This is a genomic window from Azoarcus sp. PA01 (assembly GCA_001274695.2).
Lineage (GTDB): Bacteria > Pseudomonadota > Gammaproteobacteria > Burkholderiales > Rhodocyclaceae > Aromatoleum.
In genome coordinates, this window is the sequence record LARU01000002.1 from 1,190,295 (window position 1) to 1,212,377 (window position 22,083).

General features: G+C 66.9%; 14 protein-coding genes and 1 pseudogene. 7 read left to right on the plus strand and 8 right to left on the minus strand.

Going from position 1 to position 22,083, the window contains the following annotated elements:
* Positions 1-184: 184 nt before the first annotated feature.
* The 3 genes from cobD to PA01_06555 form a co-directional block, all read right to left on the minus strand.
* On the minus strand, positions 185-1,213 hold the full coding sequence (gene cobD / locus PA01_06545; protein ID KON81309.1) for a threonine-phosphate decarboxylase CobD: 1,029 nt from the start codon (positions 1,211-1,213) through the stop codon (positions 185-187).
* Positions 1,206-2,240, minus strand: a complete 1,035-nt coding sequence (gene cbiB, locus PA01_06550) for an adenosylcobinamide-phosphate synthase CbiB (protein KON82353.2) — start codon at positions 2,238-2,240, stop codon at positions 1,206-1,208. The genes cobD and cbiB overlap by 8 nt, the downstream gene beginning before the upstream one ends.
* A 118-nt stretch (positions 2,241-2,358) precedes the next feature.
* Positions 2,359-2,805: an SRPBCC family protein gene (locus PA01_06555; GenBank protein ID KON81310.1), complete on the minus strand. Its 447-nt coding sequence runs from the start codon at positions 2,803-2,805 to the stop codon at positions 2,359-2,361.
* Positions 2,806-3,205: 400 nt separating this feature from the next.
* On the opposite strand from PA01_06555, the gene PA01_06560 reads away from it, so the two are divergent.
* Positions 3,206-4,381, plus strand: coding sequence for an SRPBCC family protein (locus PA01_06560; GenBank protein ID KON81311.1), 1,176 nt, complete (start codon positions 3,206-3,208; stop codon positions 4,379-4,381).
* Positions 4,382-4,550: 169 nt separating this feature from the next.
* Here PA01_06560 and PA01_06565 read toward each other — a convergent pair whose 3' ends face one another.
* The 3 genes from PA01_06565 to PA01_06575 form a co-directional block, all read right to left on the minus strand.
* Positions 4,551-6,932, minus strand: a complete 2,382-nt coding sequence (locus tag PA01_06565) for a molybdopterin-dependent oxidoreductase (protein KON81312.1) — start codon at positions 6,930-6,932, stop codon at positions 4,551-4,553.
* Complete coding sequence (locus PA01_06570) at positions 6,929-7,444, minus strand: (2Fe-2S)-binding protein (GenBank protein ID KON81313.1); 516 nt, start codon at positions 7,442-7,444, stop codon at positions 6,929-6,931. Before PA01_06570 ends, PA01_06565 begins: the two co-directional genes overlap by 4 nt.
* A gap of 63 nt (positions 7,445-7,507) precedes the next feature.
* On the minus strand, positions 7,508-8,377 hold the full coding sequence (locus PA01_06575) for an FAD binding domain-containing protein (GenBank protein KON81314.1): 870 nt from the start codon (positions 8,375-8,377) through the stop codon (positions 7,508-7,510).
* A gap of 690 nt (positions 8,378-9,067) precedes the next feature.
* Here PA01_06575 and PA01_06580 point away from each other — a divergent pair.
* From PA01_06580 to PA01_06600, 6 genes and pseudogenes are all read left to right on the plus strand, one after another.
* Positions 9,068-12,007, plus strand: coding sequence for a PAS domain-containing protein (locus tag PA01_06580; GenBank protein KON81315.1), 2,940 nt, complete (start codon positions 9,068-9,070; stop codon positions 12,005-12,007).
* Positions 12,008-12,009: 2 nt separating this feature from the next.
* Positions 12,010-14,232: an EAL domain-containing protein gene (locus PA01_06585; GenBank protein KON81316.1), complete on the plus strand. Its 2,223-nt coding sequence runs from the start codon at positions 12,010-12,012 to the stop codon at positions 14,230-14,232.
* A 38-nt stretch (positions 14,233-14,270) separates the two neighbouring features.
* Positions 14,271-15,392 (plus strand): chemotaxis protein CheB, encoded by a 1,122-nt coding sequence (locus PA01_06590; protein KON81317.1) that lies wholly within the window; start codon positions 14,271-14,273, stop codon positions 15,390-15,392.
* A 132-nt stretch (positions 15,393-15,524) separates the two neighbouring features.
* Positions 15,525-15,830: pseudogene (gene speD, locus PA01_18655) on the plus strand (adenosylmethionine decarboxylase).
* 90 nt (positions 15,831-15,920) lie between these two features.
* On the plus strand, positions 15,921-16,796 hold the full coding sequence (gene speE / locus PA01_06595; protein KON81318.2) for a polyamine aminopropyltransferase: 876 nt from the start codon (positions 15,921-15,923) through the stop codon (positions 16,794-16,796).
* A gap of 417 nt (positions 16,797-17,213) precedes the next feature.
* Complete coding sequence (locus PA01_06600) at positions 17,214-18,461, plus strand: BON domain-containing protein (protein KON81319.1); 1,248 nt, start codon at positions 17,214-17,216, stop codon at positions 18,459-18,461.
* A gap of 82 nt (positions 18,462-18,543) precedes the next feature.
* Here the strand turns inward: PA01_06600 and PA01_06605 are convergent, their stop codons facing one another.
* Positions 18,544-19,353 (minus strand): proteasome-type protease, encoded by an 810-nt coding sequence (locus PA01_06605; protein KON81320.1) that lies wholly within the window; start codon positions 19,351-19,353, stop codon positions 18,544-18,546.
* 179 nt (positions 19,354-19,532) lie between these two features.
* Positions 19,533-21,830, minus strand: coding sequence for a bifunctional salicylyl-CoA 5-hydroxylase/oxidoreductase (locus PA01_06610; protein KON81321.1), 2,298 nt, complete (start codon positions 21,828-21,830; stop codon positions 19,533-19,535).
* Positions 21,831-22,083: the final 253 nt, after the last annotated feature.

Genomic DNA, 22,083 nt, shown 5'->3' on the forward strand with positions numbered 1-22,083 from the left:
TCTGCACCCGCCCAACTCGCCGGCAGGCCGCTGCTGCACCGCAGTTTTCCGGCTGGTCAGCGGACTAGCGGGGCGTCGGGGTCGGTCTGCGGGAGCGGGGACCGCTCGACCAGCGGGATCAGGGGTGCGGGATTACGGAAGGGCAGTTGTCCAGCGGAGCACGCAGCGCGGCAGCGTGCGCACGTCATGCCATCCCCGAATCGTTGCGCGCCGCCGCGCCCGTCAGCGCACGAATTGCCGCTTCAAGGCGTTGCCAGTCGTTTTCCGCTCCGGGCAGGCCGAAGCGCAACCCTTGGCAGTCGGCAGCGGCGAAATGGCGAACCAGGATGCCCTGGCGTGCCAGCGCAGCGGCAATCGATTCGGCGGCCGCAGTGGGCAGCCAGACGAACAGTGGATGCACGCGCCGCTTGCCCTGCGGGTCGAGCGGTGCGAGCAGCCCGGCGAGCCGTGCGCTGGCTTCGGCAAGCGTGCGCCGCATGGCGTCCTGCCAGGCGGTATCGGCGAGCGCGCGGCGCGCCACCGTGCGGGCCGGGCCGCACAGCGGCCACGGGCCGGCCGCTTCGCGCAGCGCGGCAAGCAGGTCCGGCCGGGCGGCGACGAAGCCGACGCGCGCGCCGGCGAGGCCGAAGAACTTGCCGAGCGAGCGGAGGACGATCAGGTTCGGCAGGCGAGCGCCGGCCAGCGTGATCACTGAAGCTTCGGGCGTCGCGTCGATGAAAGCTTCATCGACGACCAGATGGCCACCACGCGCCTGCAGGCGTTCGGCGATGTCGATCAGGACCGCCGGCGCGATACAGCCGGCATCGGGATTGTTCGGCTGGCAAATCACGAGCGTATCGAGCGCGTCCGCGACCGCGGGCAGCGCCGCGGCCGCAAAGCGGGTCACTGCATGGCCGGCGCGCTGCCAGTGATGCGGATGTTCGGCGTAGGTCGGCGCGAGCACGCCGACGCGACCGCGCGGCAGCACGAAAGGCAGGCCCTGGATCGCCGGCTGCGAGCCGGCCAGCGCCACCAGCCGCGCAGTGCCGTAGTACGCCGCTGCGGCGTCGAGCAGGCCGTCGTCGTCTTCGGGCAGACGCAGCCAGTCTTCGGCCGCGATCGCCGGCACCGGATAACCGTGCGGACTGATGCCGGTCGACAGGTCCAGCCAGTCGGCTTCCGGGATTGCATAACGCCTGGCCGCAGCGCGACGCCGTCCCCCGTGTTCAAGCATTGAGCGCTCCCCGGACCAGCGCCAGCAGGAAACCGGCGAGCAGCCACAGGGCGATGCCGCGCCGAACCAGCGCGAGCGCGCGGCGGATGTCGGCTGCCGTCGGCGCCGCGCCGGCGCCCAGCGTCGGGCGGGCCTCGCGCTGCCCGTGATACACCGCTGGGCCACCCAGCCTCACTCCGAGGCTGCCGGCGCCCGCGGCCATCACCGGGCCGGCGTTCGGGCTGTCCCATAGCGGCGCCTGCGCGCGCCAGCACGCCAGCGCCCGCCCCCCGCGGCCGAGCGCCGCGTACGTGAGCGCGCAAAAGCGGGCCGGCAAGTAACCGAGCAGATCGTCGACACGCGCCGCCGCCCACCCGAAGTGAAGGTAGCGTTCGTTGCGGTAGCCCCACATCGCGTCGAGCGTATTGGCGAGGCGGAAGAGCAAGGCGCCCGGGCCGCCGAGCAACGCGAACCAGAACAGCGCGCCGAACACCGCGTCGCTGCCGTTTTCCAGCGTCGATTCGACGGCGGCGCGCGCCACTGCCGGCTCGTCGAGCGCCGTGGTGTCGCGCGAGACGATGCGGCCAACCGCTTCGCGGGCGGCGGGCAGGTCGCCGGCGTCGAGCGCGTCGGCGATCGGCACGACGTGTTCGCGCAGGCTCTGCGCGCCAAGCGCGAAGTACAGCAGGACGACATCGAGCGCCACCGCGAGCCAGGCCGGCGCGATACTGCGCAGCCCCAGCGCGACGCCGGCGAAAGGCAGGACGGCGAGCGCCCACGCGGCGATGCCGGCTTTTTTTTGCCGGGTGGGCCGGCTCGGAAAGCGGCGCAGCGCCGTTTCGATGCGTTGCGCCAGCCGGCCGAAACCGACCAGCGGATGAAAGCGACGCGGTTCGCCGAACACACGATCGAGCCCGACGGCGACGAGCGCGCAAAGCGGCAGCTGCAGCAGCTGCAACAGTTCGACCGCGGCCGTCAGGAATTCGGCATTACCGGGCCCGGTGCCGAGCAGATGGACGATCCCGGGTGTGGAGATTACTGACGTCATGGGTTCAGCTCACGGCAGCCGGCTCGGCCAGCGGCTCTTCGAAATTGTTCAGGGGCAGGCCGAGCCGCTCGGCCATTGCGGTCGGCTCGTACGCCGGGGAAAAGTCCGAGCCGCGGCTTCAACCCGGAATTTCCGGCTCGACGAGCCGCGCCAGATGCTCGAGGGACTCCTGCCACCCGAGATAGCAAAACTCCGGCGGAATCGCCTCCGGAATGCCTTCCTGCACGATCTCCACCTCCGTCCCGCAGGCCACCGCGCGCAACGTGAGCGTCATCACCATTTCGCCGCGCAGGTTCGGGTCGTCGAACCTGTCGGTGTGGCGGATGCGCTCGTTCGGAACGAGTTCCAGATAGCTGCCGCCGAAGGACTGACTGTTACCCGTGCCGAAATTCCTGAACGCCATCCTGAACGTGCCGCCAACCCTGGCATCCAGGTGGTCGACCTTGCAGGTGAAGCCGTTCGGCGGCAGCCATTGGGCGAGCGCTTCCGCATCGAGGAAGGCCCGGTAGATCTTCTCGGGGTTTGCGCGCAGCACGCGGTGCAGGCGGACAGTACCGGTAGGCATGATCTCTCCTTTCATCGGGGTTGGATTCGGGGCCGTTGCCGCCTCTTCTCATACTTGGTCGCGGCAGCTTAATAATACTGGCGGATGTAGCTATACGCCTTCTCGAACAGCTCCTCCTCCGCGTGCAGCTTGTACTTGAAGGCGCGTTGCACCGCCACACCGCTTCCCAGCATCCGCTCCAGGACTCCCCGTGGGGAACGTTTCTTGCCTCCGCTCCAGGACTCCCCGTGGGGAACGTTTCTTGCCTCCGCTCGTTCGTGAACCCGCACCGGCCCCTTGACGGCCGGCGGGCGAGGCCGACGCTGTTGCCGTCATCGCTGGCGACGGTGTCGATGGTGCCAACTTGACGAAGCCGGAGTCGTTGTTCCTGTTGTTGCAGCGGCCGGCAAGGAGGACTGGAATGAGAAACCATGCGAGTCGCGTGACGTCGGCCATCCGCGGTTTCAGCCTCGGGATGCTGGCGATGTATCTGTTCGATCCCGATGTCGGCAGGCGCCGGCGTGCGCTGGTCGTCGACCAGTTCGCGAGCACACGCAACCGGTTGACCCACTTCGCCGACACCGCGTACCGCGACGCGGTCAACCGCAGCTACGGCGTCGCGGCCCGGCTGCGCCCGAGTGCCGGACGGAGGCAGCCGATGACGGCGCATCAGGTCGAGGAACGCGTGCGGGCACGCATCGGCAGGGTCGTGCGCAATTCACATGCGCTCAGGGTACAGGCGCGCGACGACGGCACGGTCGTGCTGTCCGGCCCGGTGCTCGCGAGCGAAGTGAACCGGCTGATGAGCGCAGTGTGGTCGGTGTCCGGCGTCACCGGCATCGAAGACCAGTTGCAGGTGCACGAGCAGCCGGGGAACGTTTCCGCGCTGCAAGGGGCGCTGGCGCACGAAGGGCGCCGCGGCGCGGGAATGGCCGAAACCTGGCCGCCTTCGATCCGGCTGCTCGCGGGGATTACCGGCGGCGCGCTCGCGCTGGCCGGGCTGTCGCGCAGCCGTCCGTTCGGCATGGTGCAGGCGCTGCTCGGCGGTGCGCTCGTCACGCGCGCGGTGGCAAACCGCAAGCTCGGCGAAGTCGCCGGCAGGGCCGGCCCGCGCAGCGTCCACATCGACAAGGAAATGTTCATCGCCGCCCCGCCCGAACGGGTCTTCGACTTCTGGCAGCACCAGGAGAATTTCCCGCAGTTCATGCGCAACGTCGAGGAAGTGCGGCCGACCGGCGAAGACTGCTGGCACTGGAAAGTCGCCGGCCCGTTCGGCCCGGTCGAATGGGACGCCCGGATCACCGAGCGTGAACTGAACCGGCGTCTCGCGTGGCATACGGTCCAGGGCGCACCGGTCGAAAGCGAAGGGCATGTCGACTTCGAGCCCGCCGGCGAAGGCACGCGGCTGCGCGTGTCGATGGACTACGCGCCCGCTGCGGGGGCGATCGGCCATGCGGCAGCGCGGCTGCTCGGGCGCGATGCGAAGACCGAGATGGACGAGGACCTGATGCGCGTGAAGTCGTTCCTCGAAACCGGTGTCGCCGCACGCGACTCGGCCGCGGGGCGCGCAGCCGAAAACACGCCGCGGTTCCACTGAGCGCAATCCCGAGCGGGTCGCTACCGACTTTCGGCCGCACAAAAACAACGGCCGCCTCCGGGCGGCCGTTCTGCACAGGACTGGCGAAACTATTAAGGCGGTAATCAAATAGAACCGTTCGCCCTGAGCTTGTCGAAGGGCTCAGCCCGAACGGTATTTGGTTGCCGGGTTAATAGCGAGCACCCGCGCGTTCGCGCAACCCGCCCAGCCCTTTCTCGTTGATGCCTTTCAACACTTTCTCGGGCGTGATCGGCGCTTCCATGAACTGGATGCCGAGGGCGTGATAGATCGCGTTCGCGACCGCTCCGACCGGGCTCACGAGCCCCGATTCGCCGACGCTTTTCGCGCCGAACGGCCCGACCGGATCGGCGTTCTCGACGAGGATCGTCTTGATCTTCGGCATGTCGCTCGGACCGAACATCTTGTAGTCGGTGAAGCTGTTGTTGAGCATCCGCCCCTGGTTATCGTAGTACGTCTCCTCGCTCAGCACGAAGCCGAGTCCTTGCTGGATGCCGCCTTCGAGCTGCCCTTCGACGGCCGCCGGGTTGATCGCGCGGCCGATGTCGTGCGCGTTGACGAGCTCGAGCACGCGCACTTCACCGGTCTCGGTATCGACTTCGACTTCGGCGAACGACGCACCGAAAGGCGGCGAGTTGTGCGGCGCGAAGAAGCTCACGTAGCCCTGGATCTGTCCGGGCGCGCCTTCCGGCTTGCCGGTCATCGGATCGATGAAATGGTACACGCCGGCACGCGTGATGCGCTCGACGTCGATCGAGCGCGCCGGGTCGCTCTTCGCGAAAATCTTCTTGTCGCGGATGTCGATCTCGTCGGCGGGCACCTGCAGCGCTTCGCTCGCGCGGGCGAGAAGCTGCCGCTTCGCGTCCTCACACGCGGCTTTCACTGCCGCGCCGCCGACGTAGATCGTGCGGCTCGCGTGCGCGCCGATGTCGAAGCCGGCGTCCGACCCCGGATTCGCGAGCTGCACGTCGCCGAACGGGAAGCCGAGCGTCTCGGCGGCGATCTGCTTCAGCGCGGTGTGCGAGCCCTGCCCCATGTCCGAGCACGCGAAAATCACTTCGGCCGTCGCGTCCTCGTTGATCTTGACGGTGCACACGGTGTGTTCGAGCAGCATCGGCATCGCGCCGCTGGTGTGGTTCATCACCGCGCAGCCGATTCCGCGGCGCTTCACGCCGGTCTGGTTCGCATATTTGCGGCGTTTCGCCGCCCAGTCGATCGCCGCCGCGCCGCGGTCGAGGCATTCGTCGAGCGCGCACGACGGGTAAGGCACGCCCGCGCACCAGCCGTCGTCGCCGACGCCTTTGTGCCATTTCTTGCGCCATTCGACCGGATCGGCGCCGACCTGCGCGCACGCGCGATCGATCAGCTGCTCGAGCGCGAAGTTCGTCTGCGGGTTGCCGTAGCCGCGGAACGCGCCGGTCAGGCCCTGGTTCGTGAAGTACGACTCGCCCTTGTAGCGCAGCGCCGGGAACTTGTACATGCCCCCGAGCCACGCGCCGGCAGTGAAAGCGGTGCCCGACGCGTCGAGGTAATAAGCACCTTTGTAGTTCTCGAAACGCGCGTCGCACGCGAGCGGCGTGCCGTCTTTCCTGAGCCCGATTTTCATCCAGTACTTGCCCGGGTGGCGGCTCGGCGAGATCGCCCAGTCTTCCTCGCGCAGCGTCTGCAGCTTGACCGGGTGGCCGGGCACCGCCATCGCCATCGCGCACGCTTGCGGCTCCGAAATCATCCCGAGCCGCGCGCCGAAGCCGCCGCCGATCACGGTCGCGTTGATCTTGACGCGGCTCATCGGCAGCTCGAACAGCTTGGCGAGCTTCGCCTGCACGAGCTTGGGCATCTGCGACGACGTCCAGCACGTCAGCCGCCCGGCGTTGTCGAGCTTGGCGATGTACGCGTGCGGCTCCATCTGGCATTGCTTCTGCTTCGGCACGTAGAACACGTCCTCGACGACGATGTCGGCGTCCTGCATCGCCGCCTCGACGTCGCCGCCGCCGAGCGCGTTGCCGGGGAACATCGCTTCAGGCAGCTGGAACGCGCGGTTGCCCGGTTTTTGCGGCGTGAACTGGATCGCATCGGGCTGCTTCGACGCTTCCGCGGTCAGGTACACCGGCAGCGGCTCGTATTCGACGATGACTTTCGCCGCGGCGCGCTCGGCGGCCTCTTCGGATCGCGCGATGATTCCGCAGATCGCGTCGCCCTGGTATTTGACGTGCGTCGTGAAGATGTCCTGGTCGTCGATGTCACCGAGCATGTCGTGCAGCTGCGCGGAGACCATCAGGTCCATGACGGAGGAGTTGTATTTGTTCGACGTGACGTCCGCGGGGCCCAGCACTTTGACGACGCCGGGCGATTTCGCCGCCTGCGACAGGTCGAGGCGGACGACGCGCGCGTGCGCATGCTCCCAGCAGCGCACCACTTTGCCGTACAGCATGCCGGGGAGCTGGATGTCGGCCGCGTAGAGCGCCTGGCCGGTCGCCTTGTCCTTGACGTCGACGCGCTGCGCGCTCGTGCCGACGATGGTTTCCGCGTTCATTGCGCCACCTCCTGACAGGCCGTGTCCGCCTTGATCGGGCGTCCCGGCGCGGTGCGCGCGGCCTTCTGCACCGCCTTGACGATTTTTTCGTAGCCCGTGCAGCGGCAGATGTTGCCTTCGAGCGCATGGCGGATTTCGTGCTCGCTCGGGTCCGGGTTCTTCGCCAGCAGGCTCGCGGTCTTCACGATCATCCCCGGCGTGCAGTAGCCGCACTGGATCGCCGCTTCGTCGTTGAACGCCTGCTGGATGTGGTTGAGCTCGCCGAACTGCGCGAACCCGGCTGCGGTCGTGATGCGCTTGCCGTCCATCGTCGCCGCGAGCGCGAGGCACGAATTGATCGCGCGGTCGTCGACGAGCACCGTACAGGCGCCGCATTCGCCGGTGCCGCAGCCGTATTTGGTCTCGGTCATGCCGAGCTGGTCGCGCAGCACTTCGAGCAGCGTGCGATTGACGGCGACATTGAGCTTGTATTCCTCTCCATTGATATGGAGCGTGATCGCTGCATCCTTCATTCCTGTCTCCTCGTGAAGATCGGCCGCCCGCCGATTCAAGTCGGTCGGGTCGGTTCGGTTCGGTCAGGCGGCGCGGCACGCTTCCTCGATCGCGCGCTTCAACAAAACGCCGGAAACCTGGCAGCGGTATTCGGCGGTCGAACGCTTGTCGTCGATCGGGCTGATTTCCGACGGCACCGACTCGACGAGGCGCGCGAGCAGCTCGGCGGTGAGCTCGCGGCCTCTGAGCAGCGCTTCGGTGTTCTTGAGCCGCAGCGGCGTCGGCGCGACGCAGCCCATCGCGAAGCGCGCCTCGACGCAGGTGTTGCCGAGCATCTCGAGCTGCACCGCGACGTTGAGCTTCGACAGGTCGTCGTTCGTGCGCGTCATGCGCTTGAAAGCGCCGCGCGCGCCGATCGCCGGCGGCGGCAGCACGAGTTCGACGGCGAGCTCGTCGGGCGCGCGCGCAGTGACGCCGTACGACAGCCAGAAGTCGTCGATATCGACTTCGCGCCGGCCGGCCGCGCGCTGCAGCACGAGCTTGCCGCCGATCGCGTAGATCGCGCAGCTGCAGTCGCCGGCGGGCGATGCGCGCAGCAGGTTGCCGAGCACGGTCGCGGTGTTGCGCACCTGGCCGGTCGCGAAGATCTCGGCGGCGTGCCACAGCGCCGGGTAATGCTCTTTGACTTCCGGCTGCGCCAGCAGGTCCGCGATCGTCGCTTTTGCGCCGATGCGCAGGCCTTTCGACGCATCGAACACGACGTATCCGAGCCCGGGGATGCCATCGAGGCTCATGACGTATTCCGGCGACTGCGTGAACTTCATCGCGACCAGCACGTCGGTGCCGCCCGCCATCACGGTGAGGCGCTGCCGGTGCGTCGCCAGCAGCTCGACCGCTTCCGCAAGGCTTTTCGGCAGCAGAAGATCGAAGTCCGGCAATATTCGACTACTCATGGAGTGACTCCTTCGCGAGACGTGAGTGGAGAAAAAGGGACGATCGCCCCGGTTCATCGAGCCGTGAAACCTTTTCCCGCGCGCCGGACAGGCGCGTTCGGACGCGCAGGAACGCCGCTCGAGGAACGCCAAAAGCCGATTCGGGTCATGCTTTCACCCGGCGCGCGGAGGGACCTGTTGCGGATACCGCCATTGATGCCGGCGCGCCGGCTTCGGCGCTATCCGCTGCATCCATCGCCTATCCCGAAAATTCCGGGAAGTTGCGATACAGCCCGAAAGCGGCCCGGAAGGTGAACTCGTATAAAATTTCCCCGCTTACGTGACACCGGATGGCAGGAAGTCCGCGCAGGAGCCCGGCAACGTGAAGCCGGCTGTTACTATGCAAAAGGCAATCCAATACAAACGTTCGCGCTGAGCTTGTCGAAGGGCGATGGCTTCGACCGGCCGGTCCTGAGCGAAATCGAAGGGCTCAGTCCGAACGGTATTTGCTGCCGGGTTATCAAGGCGATCAAATACAACCGTTCGCCCTGAGCTTGTCGAAGGGCGCTGCCGAGGCCTCGACCGGTCTATCCAGAGTCGATAGGCACAAGAGGCGGGGGCGGGTCCATCGACCGTTGTGCCTCGCATCGTTTCAACCGCATCCCCGCTCCGTCCTGGCGTTGCTCGCAGGGCGGGGGGGGGGAACCAATCATGAATGAACAGAACCACGATGCCGACGATCGCGGTGCGTCCGCGCGGCCGGCGGCGTTCCCGATCGTCGGCATCGGCGCTTCGGCCGGAGGCCTCGAAGCTTTCAGCGAGTTCTTCGACCATCTCGCGCCGGACCTCGGCATGGCCTACGTGCTGGTCCAGCATCTGGATCCGACACACCCCAGCATCCTCGCCAGCCTGCTCGCGGGGCGCACGCCCCTGCCGGTCAGCGAGGCGGGCGACGGCATGCGCGTCGAGCCGGATCACGTCTATGTGATTCCGCCGAACACCAGCCTGGCGATCCTCGGCGGCGTGCTGCACCTGATGCCGCTTTCCGAGATGCGCGCACCGCCGCTGACCGTGGACTATTTCCTGCGCTCGCTCGCGCAGGACCAGGGCAGCCGCGCGATCGGCGTCATCCTGTCGGGCGCCGCGTCGGACGGCGTGACCGGCATGAAGATGATCAAGGCCGAAGGCGGCATCACGTTCGCCGAGGACCCGGCCAGCGCCCGTTACAGCAGCATGCCGGACGCGGCGATCGCGAGCGGCTGCGTCGATTTCGTGCTGCCTCCGGCCCAGATCGCCCACGAACTCGCGCGTCTCGGCGGGCGGGTTGCCGCAGCGCCGCCCGCGGCGCCGGCCGTTCCGCCGGACGACGAGCGCCACCTCGACAAGCTCTTCATCCTGCTGCGCCGGCGCACCGGCGTCGACTTCGTCCAGTACAAGCACACGACGATCCATCGCCGCATCCAGCGCCGCATGCTCGTTCACCGCCTCGACCGGCTCGCCGACTACGTCAGGCTGCTGCACGAGCGCCCGGCCGAGATCGACACGCTCTACAACGAGATCCTGATCAACGTCACCGCGTTCTTTCGCGACCCGGGAGTGTTCGACGCGCTGAGGCGCGAAATCCTGCCCCGGATCATCGAACGATGCGCCAACGGCGGCGACCCGGTGCGCATCTGGGTGCCGGGCTGCTCGACCGGCGAGGAGCCGTATTCGATCGCGATCGCGCTGCTCGAAGGCATGGAGGAAGCGGGCGTCAACCTGCCGGTCCAGATTTTCGCGACCGACATCGACACGCACGCGATCGACACTGCGCGCGTCGGAGTTTTCCCCGACAGCATCGCCGCCGACGTGCCGCCGACCCGGCTCGCGCGCCACTTCACGCACAGCGAGCAGGGCTACCTGATCAGCAAGCAGATCCGCGACATGTGCCTGTTCGCGAAACAGAACGTCGTCAAGGATCCGCCGTTCTCGCGCCTCGACCTGATCAGCTGCCGCAACCTCCTGATCTACCTCGGGCCGGTGCTGCAGAAGAAAGTGCTGGCGCTGTTCCACTACGCGCTCAAGCCGACCGGCTTCCTGCTGCTCGGCAGTGCCGAGACCATCGGCAAGCACGCCGACATGTACCGGGCGATCGACACGAAGCACAAGATCGACGTCAAGAAAGCGATCGCGACGGCGCTGCAGCTCGATTTCTGCGCACCACTGTCGGCGTCGTTCAGCGTCGCCGAACCGCCCGCGCACGAACGCGCGGCGCCGCTCGCCGGTCGCGACCTGGCGAAGGCCGTCGACCGGCTGCTGATGAAGAAATACTGTCCGGCGAGCGTCGTCATCAACGAGCAGATGGACATCGTGCAGTTCCGCGGCCAGACCGGCGAGTTTCTCGAACCCGCAGCGGGCGACGCGAGTTTCAACCTGCTGCGCATGGCGCGCGACGGGCTCGCGATGGAGCTGCGCGAGATCGTCGGGGAAGCATTCAGGACGCGCGCCGCGACGCGCAAGGAAGGCCTCGCGTTGCGGCGCGACGACAAGACGCTGCTCGTCGAGATCGAAGTCGCGCCGCTCGACGGTGCCGCGCCGGGATTCTTTCTCGTCGTCTTCCGCGCGACGCCCGGCGCGCAGCTCGCCGCGGGAAGCGCGAGCGCGCCGGGTGCGCAACACGAGGAACGGCTGGCGATGCTCGAACACGAGCTGGCGACGACTCGGGAATACCTGCAGTCGGTGATCGAGCAGGACGAGACGATCAACGAGGAACTGCGCTCGGCGAACGAGGAGATCCTGTCGAGCAACGAAGAGTTGCAAAGCACCAACGAAGAGCTCGAAACCGCCAAGGAAGAGCTGCAGTCGGTCAACGAGGAGTTGTCCACCGTCAACGAGGAGCTGGAGACGCGCAACCGCGAGCTGTCGCAGCTCAACAACGACCTCTCGAACCTGCTCGGCAGTGTCAACGTTCCGATCGTGATCCTCGGCACCGACCTGCGCGTCCGCCGCTACACGCCGCTGGCCGCCAAGCACCTCAATCTCGATGACTCGGACATCGGACGGGCGATCGCCGACATCGAACTCGGCATCCAGGTGCCGGATCTGCCAAAGCTCATCGCACAGGTCATCGACACCGCCACGGTGCAGGAGGTCGAAAGCCAGGCGCGCGACGGGCGCTGGTATTTGCTGCGCATGCGGCCGTACAAGACGCTCGAGAGCCGCATCGAAGGCGCGGTCGTCGCGTTCATCGATATCGACGACACCAAGCGCACGCTGCAGATCGCGCAGGAGGCCCGCGACTACGCGCAAGGCATCGTCGATGCGATCCGCCACCCGTTGCTGGTGGTCGACCGGAACCTCAAGGTCGTGTCGACGAACCCGGCGTTTCTCGACACGTTCCGCGTCGCCCCCGCGGAGACGGTCGGCAACCTTCTTTATCATCTGGGCAACGGGCAGTGGGGGATCCCGCGGCTGCGCCAGGCACTCGAAGGAGTATGCACGCGCGGCCAGGGCTTCGAGGATTTCGTCGTCGAGCATGACTTCGAGAGCATCGGTCGGCGCCGTTTGCGCATCAGCGGCCGGCCGATCGACACGGCCTCGGGGCCGCCATTCCTCGCGCTGATGCAGATCGAGGGCGGCGGCGATGACGCCGGCCTCGCGCACAAGGAGTAGGCATGGACGGATATGGCGAAAACGACAAGTCCCAGAGCGAGCTGGTCGCGCGCATCCGCGAGCTCGAAACCCGCCTCGCAGCGCTGCGCAGCGCCCCGGACGCGTCGTCCCTCGTCGAGGAGCTGCGGGTGCACCAGATCGAGCTGGAAGCGCAGAACACGGAACTCGTCGAGGCGCGGCGGGCGCTCGAGGACGCGCGCGACCGCTACAGCGACCTCTACGATTTCGCCCCGGTCGGCTACATGACGCTCGACGAGAGCGGCGTGATCCTCGAGATCAACCTGACCGGCGCGCGCCTGCTCGGGCACGACCGCGCGCAGGTGATCGGCATGCCGCTGAGCGGCTGGGTGCCGGACGGCGCGGTGGCGCAGCTGTTTCGCCACCTGCGCCGCGTGATGTCGGAGTCGGGCCGCGTGTTCGACCACCTGCCGCTGCGCACGGCGCTGGCGTCCGAGAGTCCGATCCGCCACGTGCGGCTCGAGAGCATCGCATTTACGCAGTACGGCAGCGGGCGCCTGTGCCGCACCGCGTTCGTCGATCTGAGCGACCGCAAACGCGAAGAAGACCGCCTCAACCTGATCGCCCAGGTGTTCGAGCGCAGCACCGACGCGATCATGATCACCGACAGCCTCAACCGCATCGTGTCGGTCAATCGCGCCTTCACTTCGGTCACCGGCTACTCCGCCGACGAAGTGCTCGGCCGCAACCCGAAACTGCTCGCCTCGGGCCGCCATGACCGCGATTTCTACCGCGAGATGTGGAGCGCGATCGAACGCAACGGGTCGTGGAGCGGCGAGATCAGCAATCGCCGCAAGAACGGCGAGATCTACAACGAATGGATGACGATCCACGCGGTGCGCAACGAGGCCGGCGGCATCGATAACTGCATCGCGATCTACACTGAAATCACCGACCAGCGCGCCGCCGCGTCGCGCATCCAGTTCCTCGCCCATTACGACCCGCTGACGCTGTTGCCGAACCGCGCGCTGCTGCAGGACCGCATGCAGCAGGCCCTCACCCACGCGGCGCGCGAGGAGACGCGCGCCGCGGTGCTGTTCCTCGACCTCGATCGCTTCAAGACGATCAACGATTCGCTCGGCCACCTCGTCGGCGACCACCTGCTGCAGGAAGTCGCCAAGCGCCTCAAGGCCAGCGTGCGCGACGACGACACGGTGGCGCGCCGCGGCGGCGACGAATTCATCGTGATGCTGCCGCACGTCGACTCGGCCGAACAGGCGGCGCATGTCGCGGGGAAGATCGTCGAGGCGATGGAACAGAGCATCGCCGTCAATGGCTACGTGCTGAACGTCACGTTCAGCATCGGCATCAGCGTGTTCCCCGACGACGCGACGGACCCGGACACGCTGATCCGCAACGCCGACATTGCGATGTACCGCTCGAAAGCCAGCGGGCGCAACCAGTTCCAGTTCTTCACTGCCGACATGAACGCGCACGCGCTCGAGCGGCTCGCGCTCGAGAACGACCTGCACCAGGCGATCGAACGCGGCGAGTTCAGGCTCATGTTCCAGCCGCAGTTCGACCTCAGCGGCTGCATCGTCGGCGCGGAGGCGCTGCTGCGCTGGCAGCATCCTCAACGCGGTCTCGTCACGCCCGCACAGTTCATTCCGGTCGCGGAGGAAACCGGGCTGATCGTGCCGATCGGCGCGTGGGTGCTCGAACGCGCGTGCCAGCAGGCGCGCGCGTGGCGCGATGCCGGGCTGAAGAAGATCACGGTGTCGGTGAACATCTCGGCGCTGCAGTTCTCGCAGAAGAACCTGCTCGACCTGATCCGTCGGCTGCTCGCCGTGAGCGCGATCGAGCCCGGTACGCTGGAGCTGGAGCTGACCGAAAGCGTGCTGATGCACGATCACGTCGCGACTTCCAGCCTGATGGGCGAGCTCAAGAAAATGGGCGTGCGGATGGCGATCGACGACTTCGGCACCGGCTACTCGTCGCTGAGCTATCTGCGCCGCTTTCCGATCAGCAAGCTGAAGATCGACCAGTCCTTCGTGCGCGACCTCACCGACGGCGGCGACGCGGGCGCGATCACCGGCGCGATCATCGGGCTGGCGAAGAACCTGAACATGCGCGTGATCGCCGAAGGCGTCGAGACCGCGCAGCAGGCAAGCTTCCTGCAAGCGCAGTGCTGCGACGAATTCCAGGGGCACTTCTTCAGCAAGCCGGTGCCGCCGGAAAAACTCGCCGAACTGCTGCGCGTCGGCTAGCCGACGACGGCACCCAGCCACCGCCACCGGGGCAGAGCATGTCCAGCACGAACGCTTCGCATTTTCGCGTGATTGTCATCGGTGCTTCGGCCGGAGGGGTCGAGGCGCTGCGCAGCCTCACGCGCGCGCTGCCGGAAAATCTTCCGGCCGCCGTCTTCGTCGTCCTGCATTTGTCGCGCGACAGCCCGTCGATGCTCGCGGAAATCCTGGGGCGGGCCGGCCCGCTGCCGGTCGGCAGGGCCGTCGACGGCGAGCCGATCCACGCCGGGCGTATCTACGTCGCGCCACCGGATTTCCACCTTCTGCTCAAGCGCGACCGGATGTATACGTCGCGAGGCCCGCGCGAGAACAACGTGCGCCCGGCAATCGATCCGCTGTTTCGCAGCGCGGCGATCGCCTACGGCACCGCGGTGATCGGCGTCGTGCTCACCGGCAACCTGTACGACGGCGCCGCCGGCCTGAGATCGATCAAGCTGCGCGGCGGCACGACGATCGTCCAGGACCCGCGCGATGCGCTTTTCCCGTCGATGCCGCAGAGCGCGCTGCGCGAGACCGAGATCGACCACTGCGTGCCGCTGCACGAGATCCCGCGCGTACTGGTGAGCTTGGCAAAGCCCCTGCCGGCCGCTGCTCCCGCGGCCGCCGTCCCCCCGAACGCAGGCGGGCAGGCCGGCCTGCATTCCGCGCTGCCCGCTGTCTCGGATCCGCCCTCACAGGAGACGAACATGGCGAGCACGGAGATCATGAAGACGGAGATCGATGTCGTCGAAGCGAAGATCGCCGAGGGCGACGCCAACCGCGAAGAGTTGCTGCGCCGCATCGCCTCGCCGGCCCCCTACATCTGTCCCGAGTGCCACGGGGCGTTGTGGGAAATCCGCGACGAGGCGCTGATCCGCTTCCGCTGCCGTGTCGGCCACGCCTACACGCTCGAATCGCTGCTCACGGAACAGGACGAGGTGATCGAGGAAGCGCTGTGGAGCGCAGTACGCGCCCTCGAGGAGCGCGCAGCGCTCAACGCGCGGATGGCCGAACGCGTCGAACAGCAGCAGATCGCCGGGATGCAGCAGCACTTCCGCGACCGCGAGCGGGAGTCGACACACCACGCGCAGGTGGTGCGCCGGCTGCTGCAAGGCGCCCTCGACAAGCTGACGCCCAAATAGCGCGCCTGTTCCGGGCGAACAGGCGCGGGCGCGTGCTGCCGCCGAGGATCACTTTTGCAGGAATATTAAATACTTGGTGCATGCTAATATTTCGTCATTCATCCAAAATTCTGGCGAGATATCGAACCACCGATGAACGGACTGCACCTGATTGCCGACTTGTATCGCTGCGGCGCCACCGCCGCCGCGCTGACCGAGCGCGAAGCGCTCGAAACCCTGTGCGTGACCCAATGCCGGGATGCCGGGCTGACGCCGCTCGGCTCCTATTTCTATCAGTTTCGCGACGAAAGCGGCGCCGCGGCGGGCGTGACCGGGACCGTCGTGCTGGCCGAATCCCACGTGGCCATCCACACCTGGCCGGAGTCGGGCAGTGTGACGCTCGACGTATACGTCTGCAATTTCTCGCGCGACAACAGCGACCGGGCGCGCGTCGTCTATCGCGCCGTCATCGACGCGTTGCAGCCGGCGCAGATCGTCGCGCACGAGGTCGTCCGCGGCCGCCTGCCCGAGAAAGCTGAAGTCGGCCAAATGCCGCTCCCCGCTGTCGAAGGCGTGATTTTCGAGCAGCTCAACGACAACGCCGGCTATTTCACGCGCGGCGCAAAGCTGATCGAAAAAGGTCGCTCGCGCTACCAGGAGTACGAAGTCTGGGAAACCCCGCAGTTCGGCCGCCTGTTCCGGCTCGACGGCTGCTTCATGACGTCCGAGCGCGACGAGTTCCATTATCACGAGAACCTGATCCACGTGCCGTGCATCGCGCATCCGGCGCCGGCGCGGGCGTTGATCCTCGGCGGCGGCGACGGCGGCTCGGCCGAGGAGCTGCTGAAGCAGCCGACGATGGAGAAAATCGTCATCGCCGAGCTCGACGAGAAAGTGATCGAGATCGCGCGCGAGCACCTGCAGGCCGTCCACCGCGGCGCCCTCGACGACCCGCGCGTCGAACTGCGCATCGGCGACGGCTTGCGCTATGTCATGGAAGACGCTCCGGCCACGGCCGAGCGCTTCGACCTGATCGTGCTCGACCTCACCGACCCGGTCGGTCCTGCCGAAGCGCTGTATTCGGAAGATTTTTTCCGCGGTTGCCGCGCGCTGCTCGCGCCGGGTGGCGCGGTCAGCCTGCACATCGGCGCACCGGCGTTCCAGCCCGAGCGCGTGCAAGCGCTCGTCGCGAAGCTGCGCAAGGTGTTCGCGATCGTCCGCCCGTATTTCCTCTACGTCCCGCTGTACGGCACGCTGTGGGGCTTCGCGACCGCCTCCGACACGCTCGACCCGGCCGCACTGAATGCCGAAGAAGTCGACCGCCGCGTCGTGCAGCGGCGCATCCACGCATTGCAGCACTACAACGGCGCAGTCCATTGCGCGCAGTTCGCGCTGCCGAACCACCTGCGCGCGCTGCTCGGCTGATCAGCGCGCATCCCGCGACGGGACCAGCGGTTCCGTCGCCGAGGAACGGTCGATAGCGAGGTCATTGCCCGTGCCGCTGCAGTCGGCGAAGAAGTCGCGCGAAGCGCCCGCGCCGCGCAGCCGGCAGCAAACTTACACGTCCTTGTAAGTTTTTCCCGACCGGTACGCCCGCGTCGCGGCCCGCCAGCGCCGCGCGGACGACCCGCACGTCCGCACCGGCTGATCTGCCCGGTCGGCGAGCGCCGATACCTTGCATCCGTCGAAGCGAACGTTTCACTTTGTCCGGCTGGCTGTGCGCAGCCGGGGCACGCCTATTGCTCAGGATGGGGAGGAAACCGATGGGCGGCCCGGAGCCGTCCCTTTTCCGCCGGGGCGTCTCGGAACCCGGTTTGTTGTCGCCACCTGAGGAGACAGAACATGAAATCGCAGCGTCAGAAAGGCCAGCGTGAACAGGGCTACGGACAGCAGGATTACGAAGAAGAGGAATACGGCCAGTACGGCGGTCGCCAGTCTCAGCAAGGGTCCGGTCAGCAGGGCTGGGGACACCAGCAGCCGCAGCAGGGATTCGGCCAGCAAGGCTACGGCCAGCATCAGCAGGGCTACGGGCAGCAAGGCTACGGCCAGGGCTATGGTCAACACGGTTATGGCCAGCAGTATGACCAGGGTTACGGCCAGCAGGGCTACAGGCAGCAGCAGCCGCAGCAGGGGTTCGGCCAGCAGGACTGGGGCCAGCAGCATGAACAGGGGTTCGGGCAGCAAGGCTACGGCCAGCACGAGCAGGGTTACGGACAGCAGGGCTGGGGTCGGCAACACGAACAGGGTTTCGGCCAGCAGGGCTACGGTCAGCAGCAGCCGCAGCAGGGGTTCGGCCAGCAGGGGTGGGGCCAGCAGCACGAACAGGGATTCGGCCAGCAAGGCTACGGCCAGCAAAGCTATGGTCAGCAGGGCGGCTACGGCCAGCAGGGGTTCGGCCAGCATCAACCGCAGCAGGGGTTCGGCCAGCGCGGATACGGCCAGCAGTCTCAGCAAGGCTTCGGCGGGCAGTCGCAGCAGGGTTTCGGCGGCTACGGGCAGCAGGGCAGTTTCGGTCAGCAAGGCAGCCGCGGCCAGCAGGAATGGAGTCAGCAGGACTGGGGCCAGCAGCCGCAGCAGGGGATGATGGGCACACAGACGTCGTCGCAGACAGGCGGCGGCTACGGCGCCATGCAAGCGTCGTGGGGCCAGTCCGGACTGTCGTCGCGCGGCCGCAAGGGGCCGAAGAACTATGCCCGGTCGGACGAGCGCATCCGCGAAATGGTATGCGAGCGCCTGGTCGAAGAACCGGGGGTGGACGTCAGCGAAGTGAGCATCAACGTCAAGGAAGGTTGCGTGGAACTGGAAGGCACTGTGCCGAGCCGTCAGATGCGTCACCGCATCGAGGATGTGGTCGATGAGTGCTGGGGCGTGCAGGATATCGAGAACCGTATCCGCGTGCAGTCCGAATCGCAATCCCGGTCGCAGTCGCAGTCATCCTCGCAGCAGTCGCAGTCCGGCCAGCAGCGCGGGGCGAGCGGTAGTGAGCACAGCCAGAGCGGCTCATCGTCCGGCGGATTCTCCGGCATGTCCGGTTCATCGAGTGGCAAGTCGGGCTCGAGCGAGAGCCGCGGCAAGAACAAGGAAGATTAGGACGCGTCTCTGCCGTCCGCCCGCCAGCCTGGCGGGCGGCGGGGGGCCGGCCAAGCGATGATGATCGTTCGGCCGGCCCCGTCTAGTTTTCGCCTTCGCGTTTTTCGCTGCGCGGCGCATTGAGGCAGGTGTTTTGCCGCAGCGCCTCCGCCGTGGCCTGGATGTTCTCCCAGTCCGGGTTGGGCAGGGCACTGAAAACTTCGCGCAGCTGCTGGCTCCAGAGCTTGCGGATCAGCGCGAAATAGGCGTTGTCCTCGCGAATGACGCAGTAATGGCCGACGCGCAGCGCGTCGCGCTGATAGACCAGCAAGTCGAGCGGCAGGCCCACCGAGAGGTTCGAGCGGATGCTCGAGTCCATCGATACGAGCGCGCATTTCACCGCTTCGTCGAGCGACGTCGCGTGCGTGATGATGCGCACGATGATCGGCTTGCCGTACTTCGATTCGCCGATCTGGAAATACGGCGTCTCCTGCGTCGCCTCGGTGAAGTTGCCGGCCGCATAGAGCTGGAACAGGCGCGGCTCTTCGCCGCTTATCTGGCCCCCGAGCAGCAGCCCGGCCGAAAAATCGACGCCGAACTCCTTCAGCGATTCGGCATCACGCGCGTGAACTTCGCGCAGGCAGTCGCCGACGTGCTTGGCTGCCTCGAACATCGTCGGCACGTTGCACAGGTTCCTCCCCCCGCCCGACTCGATCCGTTCGCGCAGCGTGTTGACGACCGACTGGCTGATCGACAGGTTTCCCGCGGTCATCAGCACGAGCACCCGTTCGCCGTGGCGCTCGAAGAAATGCATTTTGCGGAAAGTGTTGATGTGATCGACGCCGGCATAGGTACGGGAGTCGGACAGGAAGACGAGACCTGCATCCAGCCGCATGGCGACACAATATGTCATGAACCCCCCGGGTGCGAGCAAAGGAATCCCGCGGGGCTGCCCGCGGCCGCCGATGTGACGTCGGAATTCCTCCGCGTTAACGGGTTACATCGGGCACAGCACGCAAAACTGTCCGGTTAGACCGGGCCAGCCGCATTTCGTGCCGCGCCCGGGCTCACGTCCGAAGCAAGATCGGCTCCCTACCCGCGCCGCAGATTCGTTTCGTACTGGCTGCGCGCGGACAGATACTGTTTCGGCCACGCGACGTCGTCGAAGCCGATCTTCGCCGCTTCATGCAGCGTCCAGGCCGGATCGGCGAGATGCGGCCGCGCGATCGCGCACAGGTCCGCGCGGCCCGCGGCGATGATGCTGTTCGCGTGGTCGGCCTCGTAGAGCGCGCCGACCGCGACAGTCGGGATGCCGGCTTCGTTGCGGATGCGGTCGGCGAACGGGGTCTGGTACATGCGTCCATAGACCGGCCGGTCGCCTTTCCACACCTGGCCCGACGAGCAGTCGATGAGGTCGGCGCCGGCGTCCCTGAAGAGGCGCGCGAACGCGACCGCGTCGTCGGCGGTGTTGCCGCCGGGGAACCAGTCGTGGCACGACAGCCGCACCGACATCGGACGGTTCGAAGGCCACACGGCGCGCATCGCGCGGAACACTTCGAGCGGGAAGCGTGCGCGGTTTTCGTGTCCGCCGCCGAATTCGTCACTGCGCCGGTTCGTCAGCGGCGACAGGAAGCTCGACAGCAGGTAGCCGTGCGCGCAGTGCAGTTCGAGGATGTCGAAACCCGCTTCGGCGGCCATCTTCGTTGCGCGGACGAAGTCGTCGCGCACGCGCTCCATGTCGTCGCGCGTCATCGCGCGCGGCACCTGCGAATGCGCCAGGTACGGCAGTGGCGACGCCGACATCAGCGGCCACGCGCCGGACTCCAGCGGCTCGTCGATGCCTTCCCACGCGAGCTTCGTCGCGCCTTTGCGCCCGGCGTGGCCGAGCTGGATGCCCATTTTCGCCGCCGAATTCGCGTGGACGAAATCGACGACGCGCTTCCATGCATTGACGTGCTCGGGCTTGTACATGCCGGCGCAGCCCGGGGTGATGCGCGCGTCGGGCGACACGCACGTCATTTCCGTGTACAGCAGCCCCGCCCCGCCGAGCGCGCGCGCGCCAAAATGCACGAGGTGGAAGTCGTTCGCGCTGCCGTCGTCGGCCGAGTACATCGCCATCGGCGACACGACGATGCGGTTCGCGAGCGTGAGATTGCGCAGCCGGAACGGCGTGAACATCGGCGGCGGCGCCGCGCCGCCTTCGATCGGCAGCCCCGCGTGGTTCGCGAACCAGCGCTCGTAACCTTCGAGCCACGTCGCGTCGCGCAGCCGCAGGTTCTCGTGCGAGATGCGCTGCGAGCGCGTCAGCATCGAGTACATGAACTGCTCGGGCTCGAGCGTATCGCAGTAGCGCGCACCGCACACTTCGAACCATTCCATCGCGTTCCACGCGGCGTTCTGCAGCCGCAGCACGTCGATGTTGCGCGCGGCCTGGTAGCGCGCGAGCACCGCCGGGATGTGCTGCGGCGTGTCGCCTTCGTCGCGGAACAGGCGCGTGAGCTCGATCGCGTCCTCGAGCGCGAGCTTCGTGCCCGAGCCGATCGCGAAATGCGCCGTGTGCACGGCGTCGCCCATCAGCACGACGTGGCTCGCGCCGTTGTCGTGGTGCCACTGCTCACACTTGACGCGCTGGAAGTTCAGCCACGCCGAGCCGCGCAGGTGGCGCGCGTTCGTCATCAGCGGGTGGCCGTCGAGGTGTTTCGCGAACAGCTGCTCGCAGAACGCGATCGACTGCTCCTGGTCCGCGCGGTCGAGCCCGTGCGCTTTCCAGACATGCTCCGGGCATTCAACGATGAAAGTCGTCGTCGTGTCGTCGAACTTGTAGACGTGCGCCTGAAACCAGCCGTGCTCGGTCTTCTCGAAGAGGAACGTGAACGCGTCGAAAAGCTGGTTCGTGCCGAGCCAGATGTAGCGGTTCGGCCGCGTGACGATGTCCGGCTTGAACACTTCGGCGTACTTGTTGCGGATGCGCGAGTTGATGCCGTCGGCCGCGATGATGAGATCGGCGTCGGGAAACTCGCTGTCCGACTCGACATCGCGGTCGAACACCAGCTCGACGCCGAGTTCCTCGCAGCGCGCCTGCAGGATGTTGAGCATCTTCTTGCGCCCGATGCCGACGAACCCGTGGCCGCCGCTGCGGATCGTGCGGCCCTTGAAATGCAGTTCGATGTCGTCCCAGTGGTTGAACGCGACCTGGATCGCGTCGGCCGTCACCGGGTCCCATTCGCGCATGTTGTCCATCGTCGCGTCCGAGAACACGACGCCCCAGCCGAACGTGTCGTACGGCCGGTTGCGCTCGACGACGGCGATCTCGTGCGCCGGGTTCAGCTTCTTCATCAGGAGCGCGAAATACAGTCCTGCGGGTCCGCCGCCGATACACACGATGCGCATGCCAGGTCTCCTTCGTTCGTTGCGCTTGCGGCTGCGATGCCGGCGCCGTGCCTGCACGCTCCGGCCGAGCCGCGCCACAGCGACAATCTGCCGCACGGCCGCCGGCGGCGCGCCCCCTTTCACGGGGGGGGGCGGAGCGTCGGGGAAGGGACGGGGAAACGCGCCGTTGCGCTCGACAGCGGGAACGTCCTGTACAAGAATTCGCTCCCGGATGGAGCCCGCCGATTAACCCATATCGCATATTTCCTCCTGC

Coding starts and splice junctions, on each gene's coding strand:
- PA01_06600 (KON81319.1), top strand. CDS start 17,214: ATGAAATCGCAGCGTCAGAAAGGCCAGCGTGAACAGGGCTACGGACAG.
- PA01_06565 (KON81312.1), bottom strand. CDS start 6,932: ATGAACGCGGAAACCATCGTCGGCACGAGCGCGCAGCGCGTCGACGTC.
- PA01_06580 (KON81315.1), top strand. CDS start 9,068: ATGAATGAACAGAACCACGATGCCGACGATCGCGGTGCGTCCGCGCGG.
- PA01_06610 (KON81321.1), bottom strand. CDS start 21,830: ATGCGCATCGTGTGTATCGGCGGCGGACCCGCAGGACTGTATTTCGCG.
- cobD (KON81309.1), bottom strand. CDS start 1,213: ATGCTTGAACACGGGGGACGGCGTCGCGCTGCGGCCAGGCGTTATGCA.
- speE (KON81318.2), top strand. CDS start 15,921: ATGCCGCTCCCCGCTGTCGAAGGCGTGATTTTCGAGCAGCTCAACGAC.
- PA01_06585 (KON81316.1), top strand. CDS start 12,010: ATGGACGGATATGGCGAAAACGACAAGTCCCAGAGCGAGCTGGTCGCG.
- PA01_06605 (KON81320.1), bottom strand. CDS start 19,353: ATGACATATTGTGTCGCCATGCGGCTGGATGCAGGTCTCGTCTTCCTG.
- PA01_06570 (KON81313.1), bottom strand. CDS start 7,444: ATGAAGGATGCAGCGATCACGCTCCATATCAATGGAGAGGAATACAAG.
- PA01_06555 (KON81310.1), bottom strand. CDS start 2,805: ATGCCTACCGGTACTGTCCGCCTGCACCGCGTGCTGCGCGCAAACCCC.
- cbiB (KON82353.2), bottom strand. CDS start 2,240: ATGACGTCAGTAATCTCCACACCCGGGATCGTCCATCTGCTCGGCACC.
- PA01_06575 (KON81314.1), bottom strand. CDS start 8,377: ATGAGTAGTCGAATATTGCCGGACTTCGATCTTCTGCTGCCGAAAAGC.
- PA01_06560 (KON81311.1), top strand. CDS start 3,206: ATGAGAAACCATGCGAGTCGCGTGACGTCGGCCATCCGCGGTTTCAGC.
- PA01_06590 (KON81317.1), top strand. CDS start 14,271: ATGTCCAGCACGAACGCTTCGCATTTTCGCGTGATTGTCATCGGTGCT.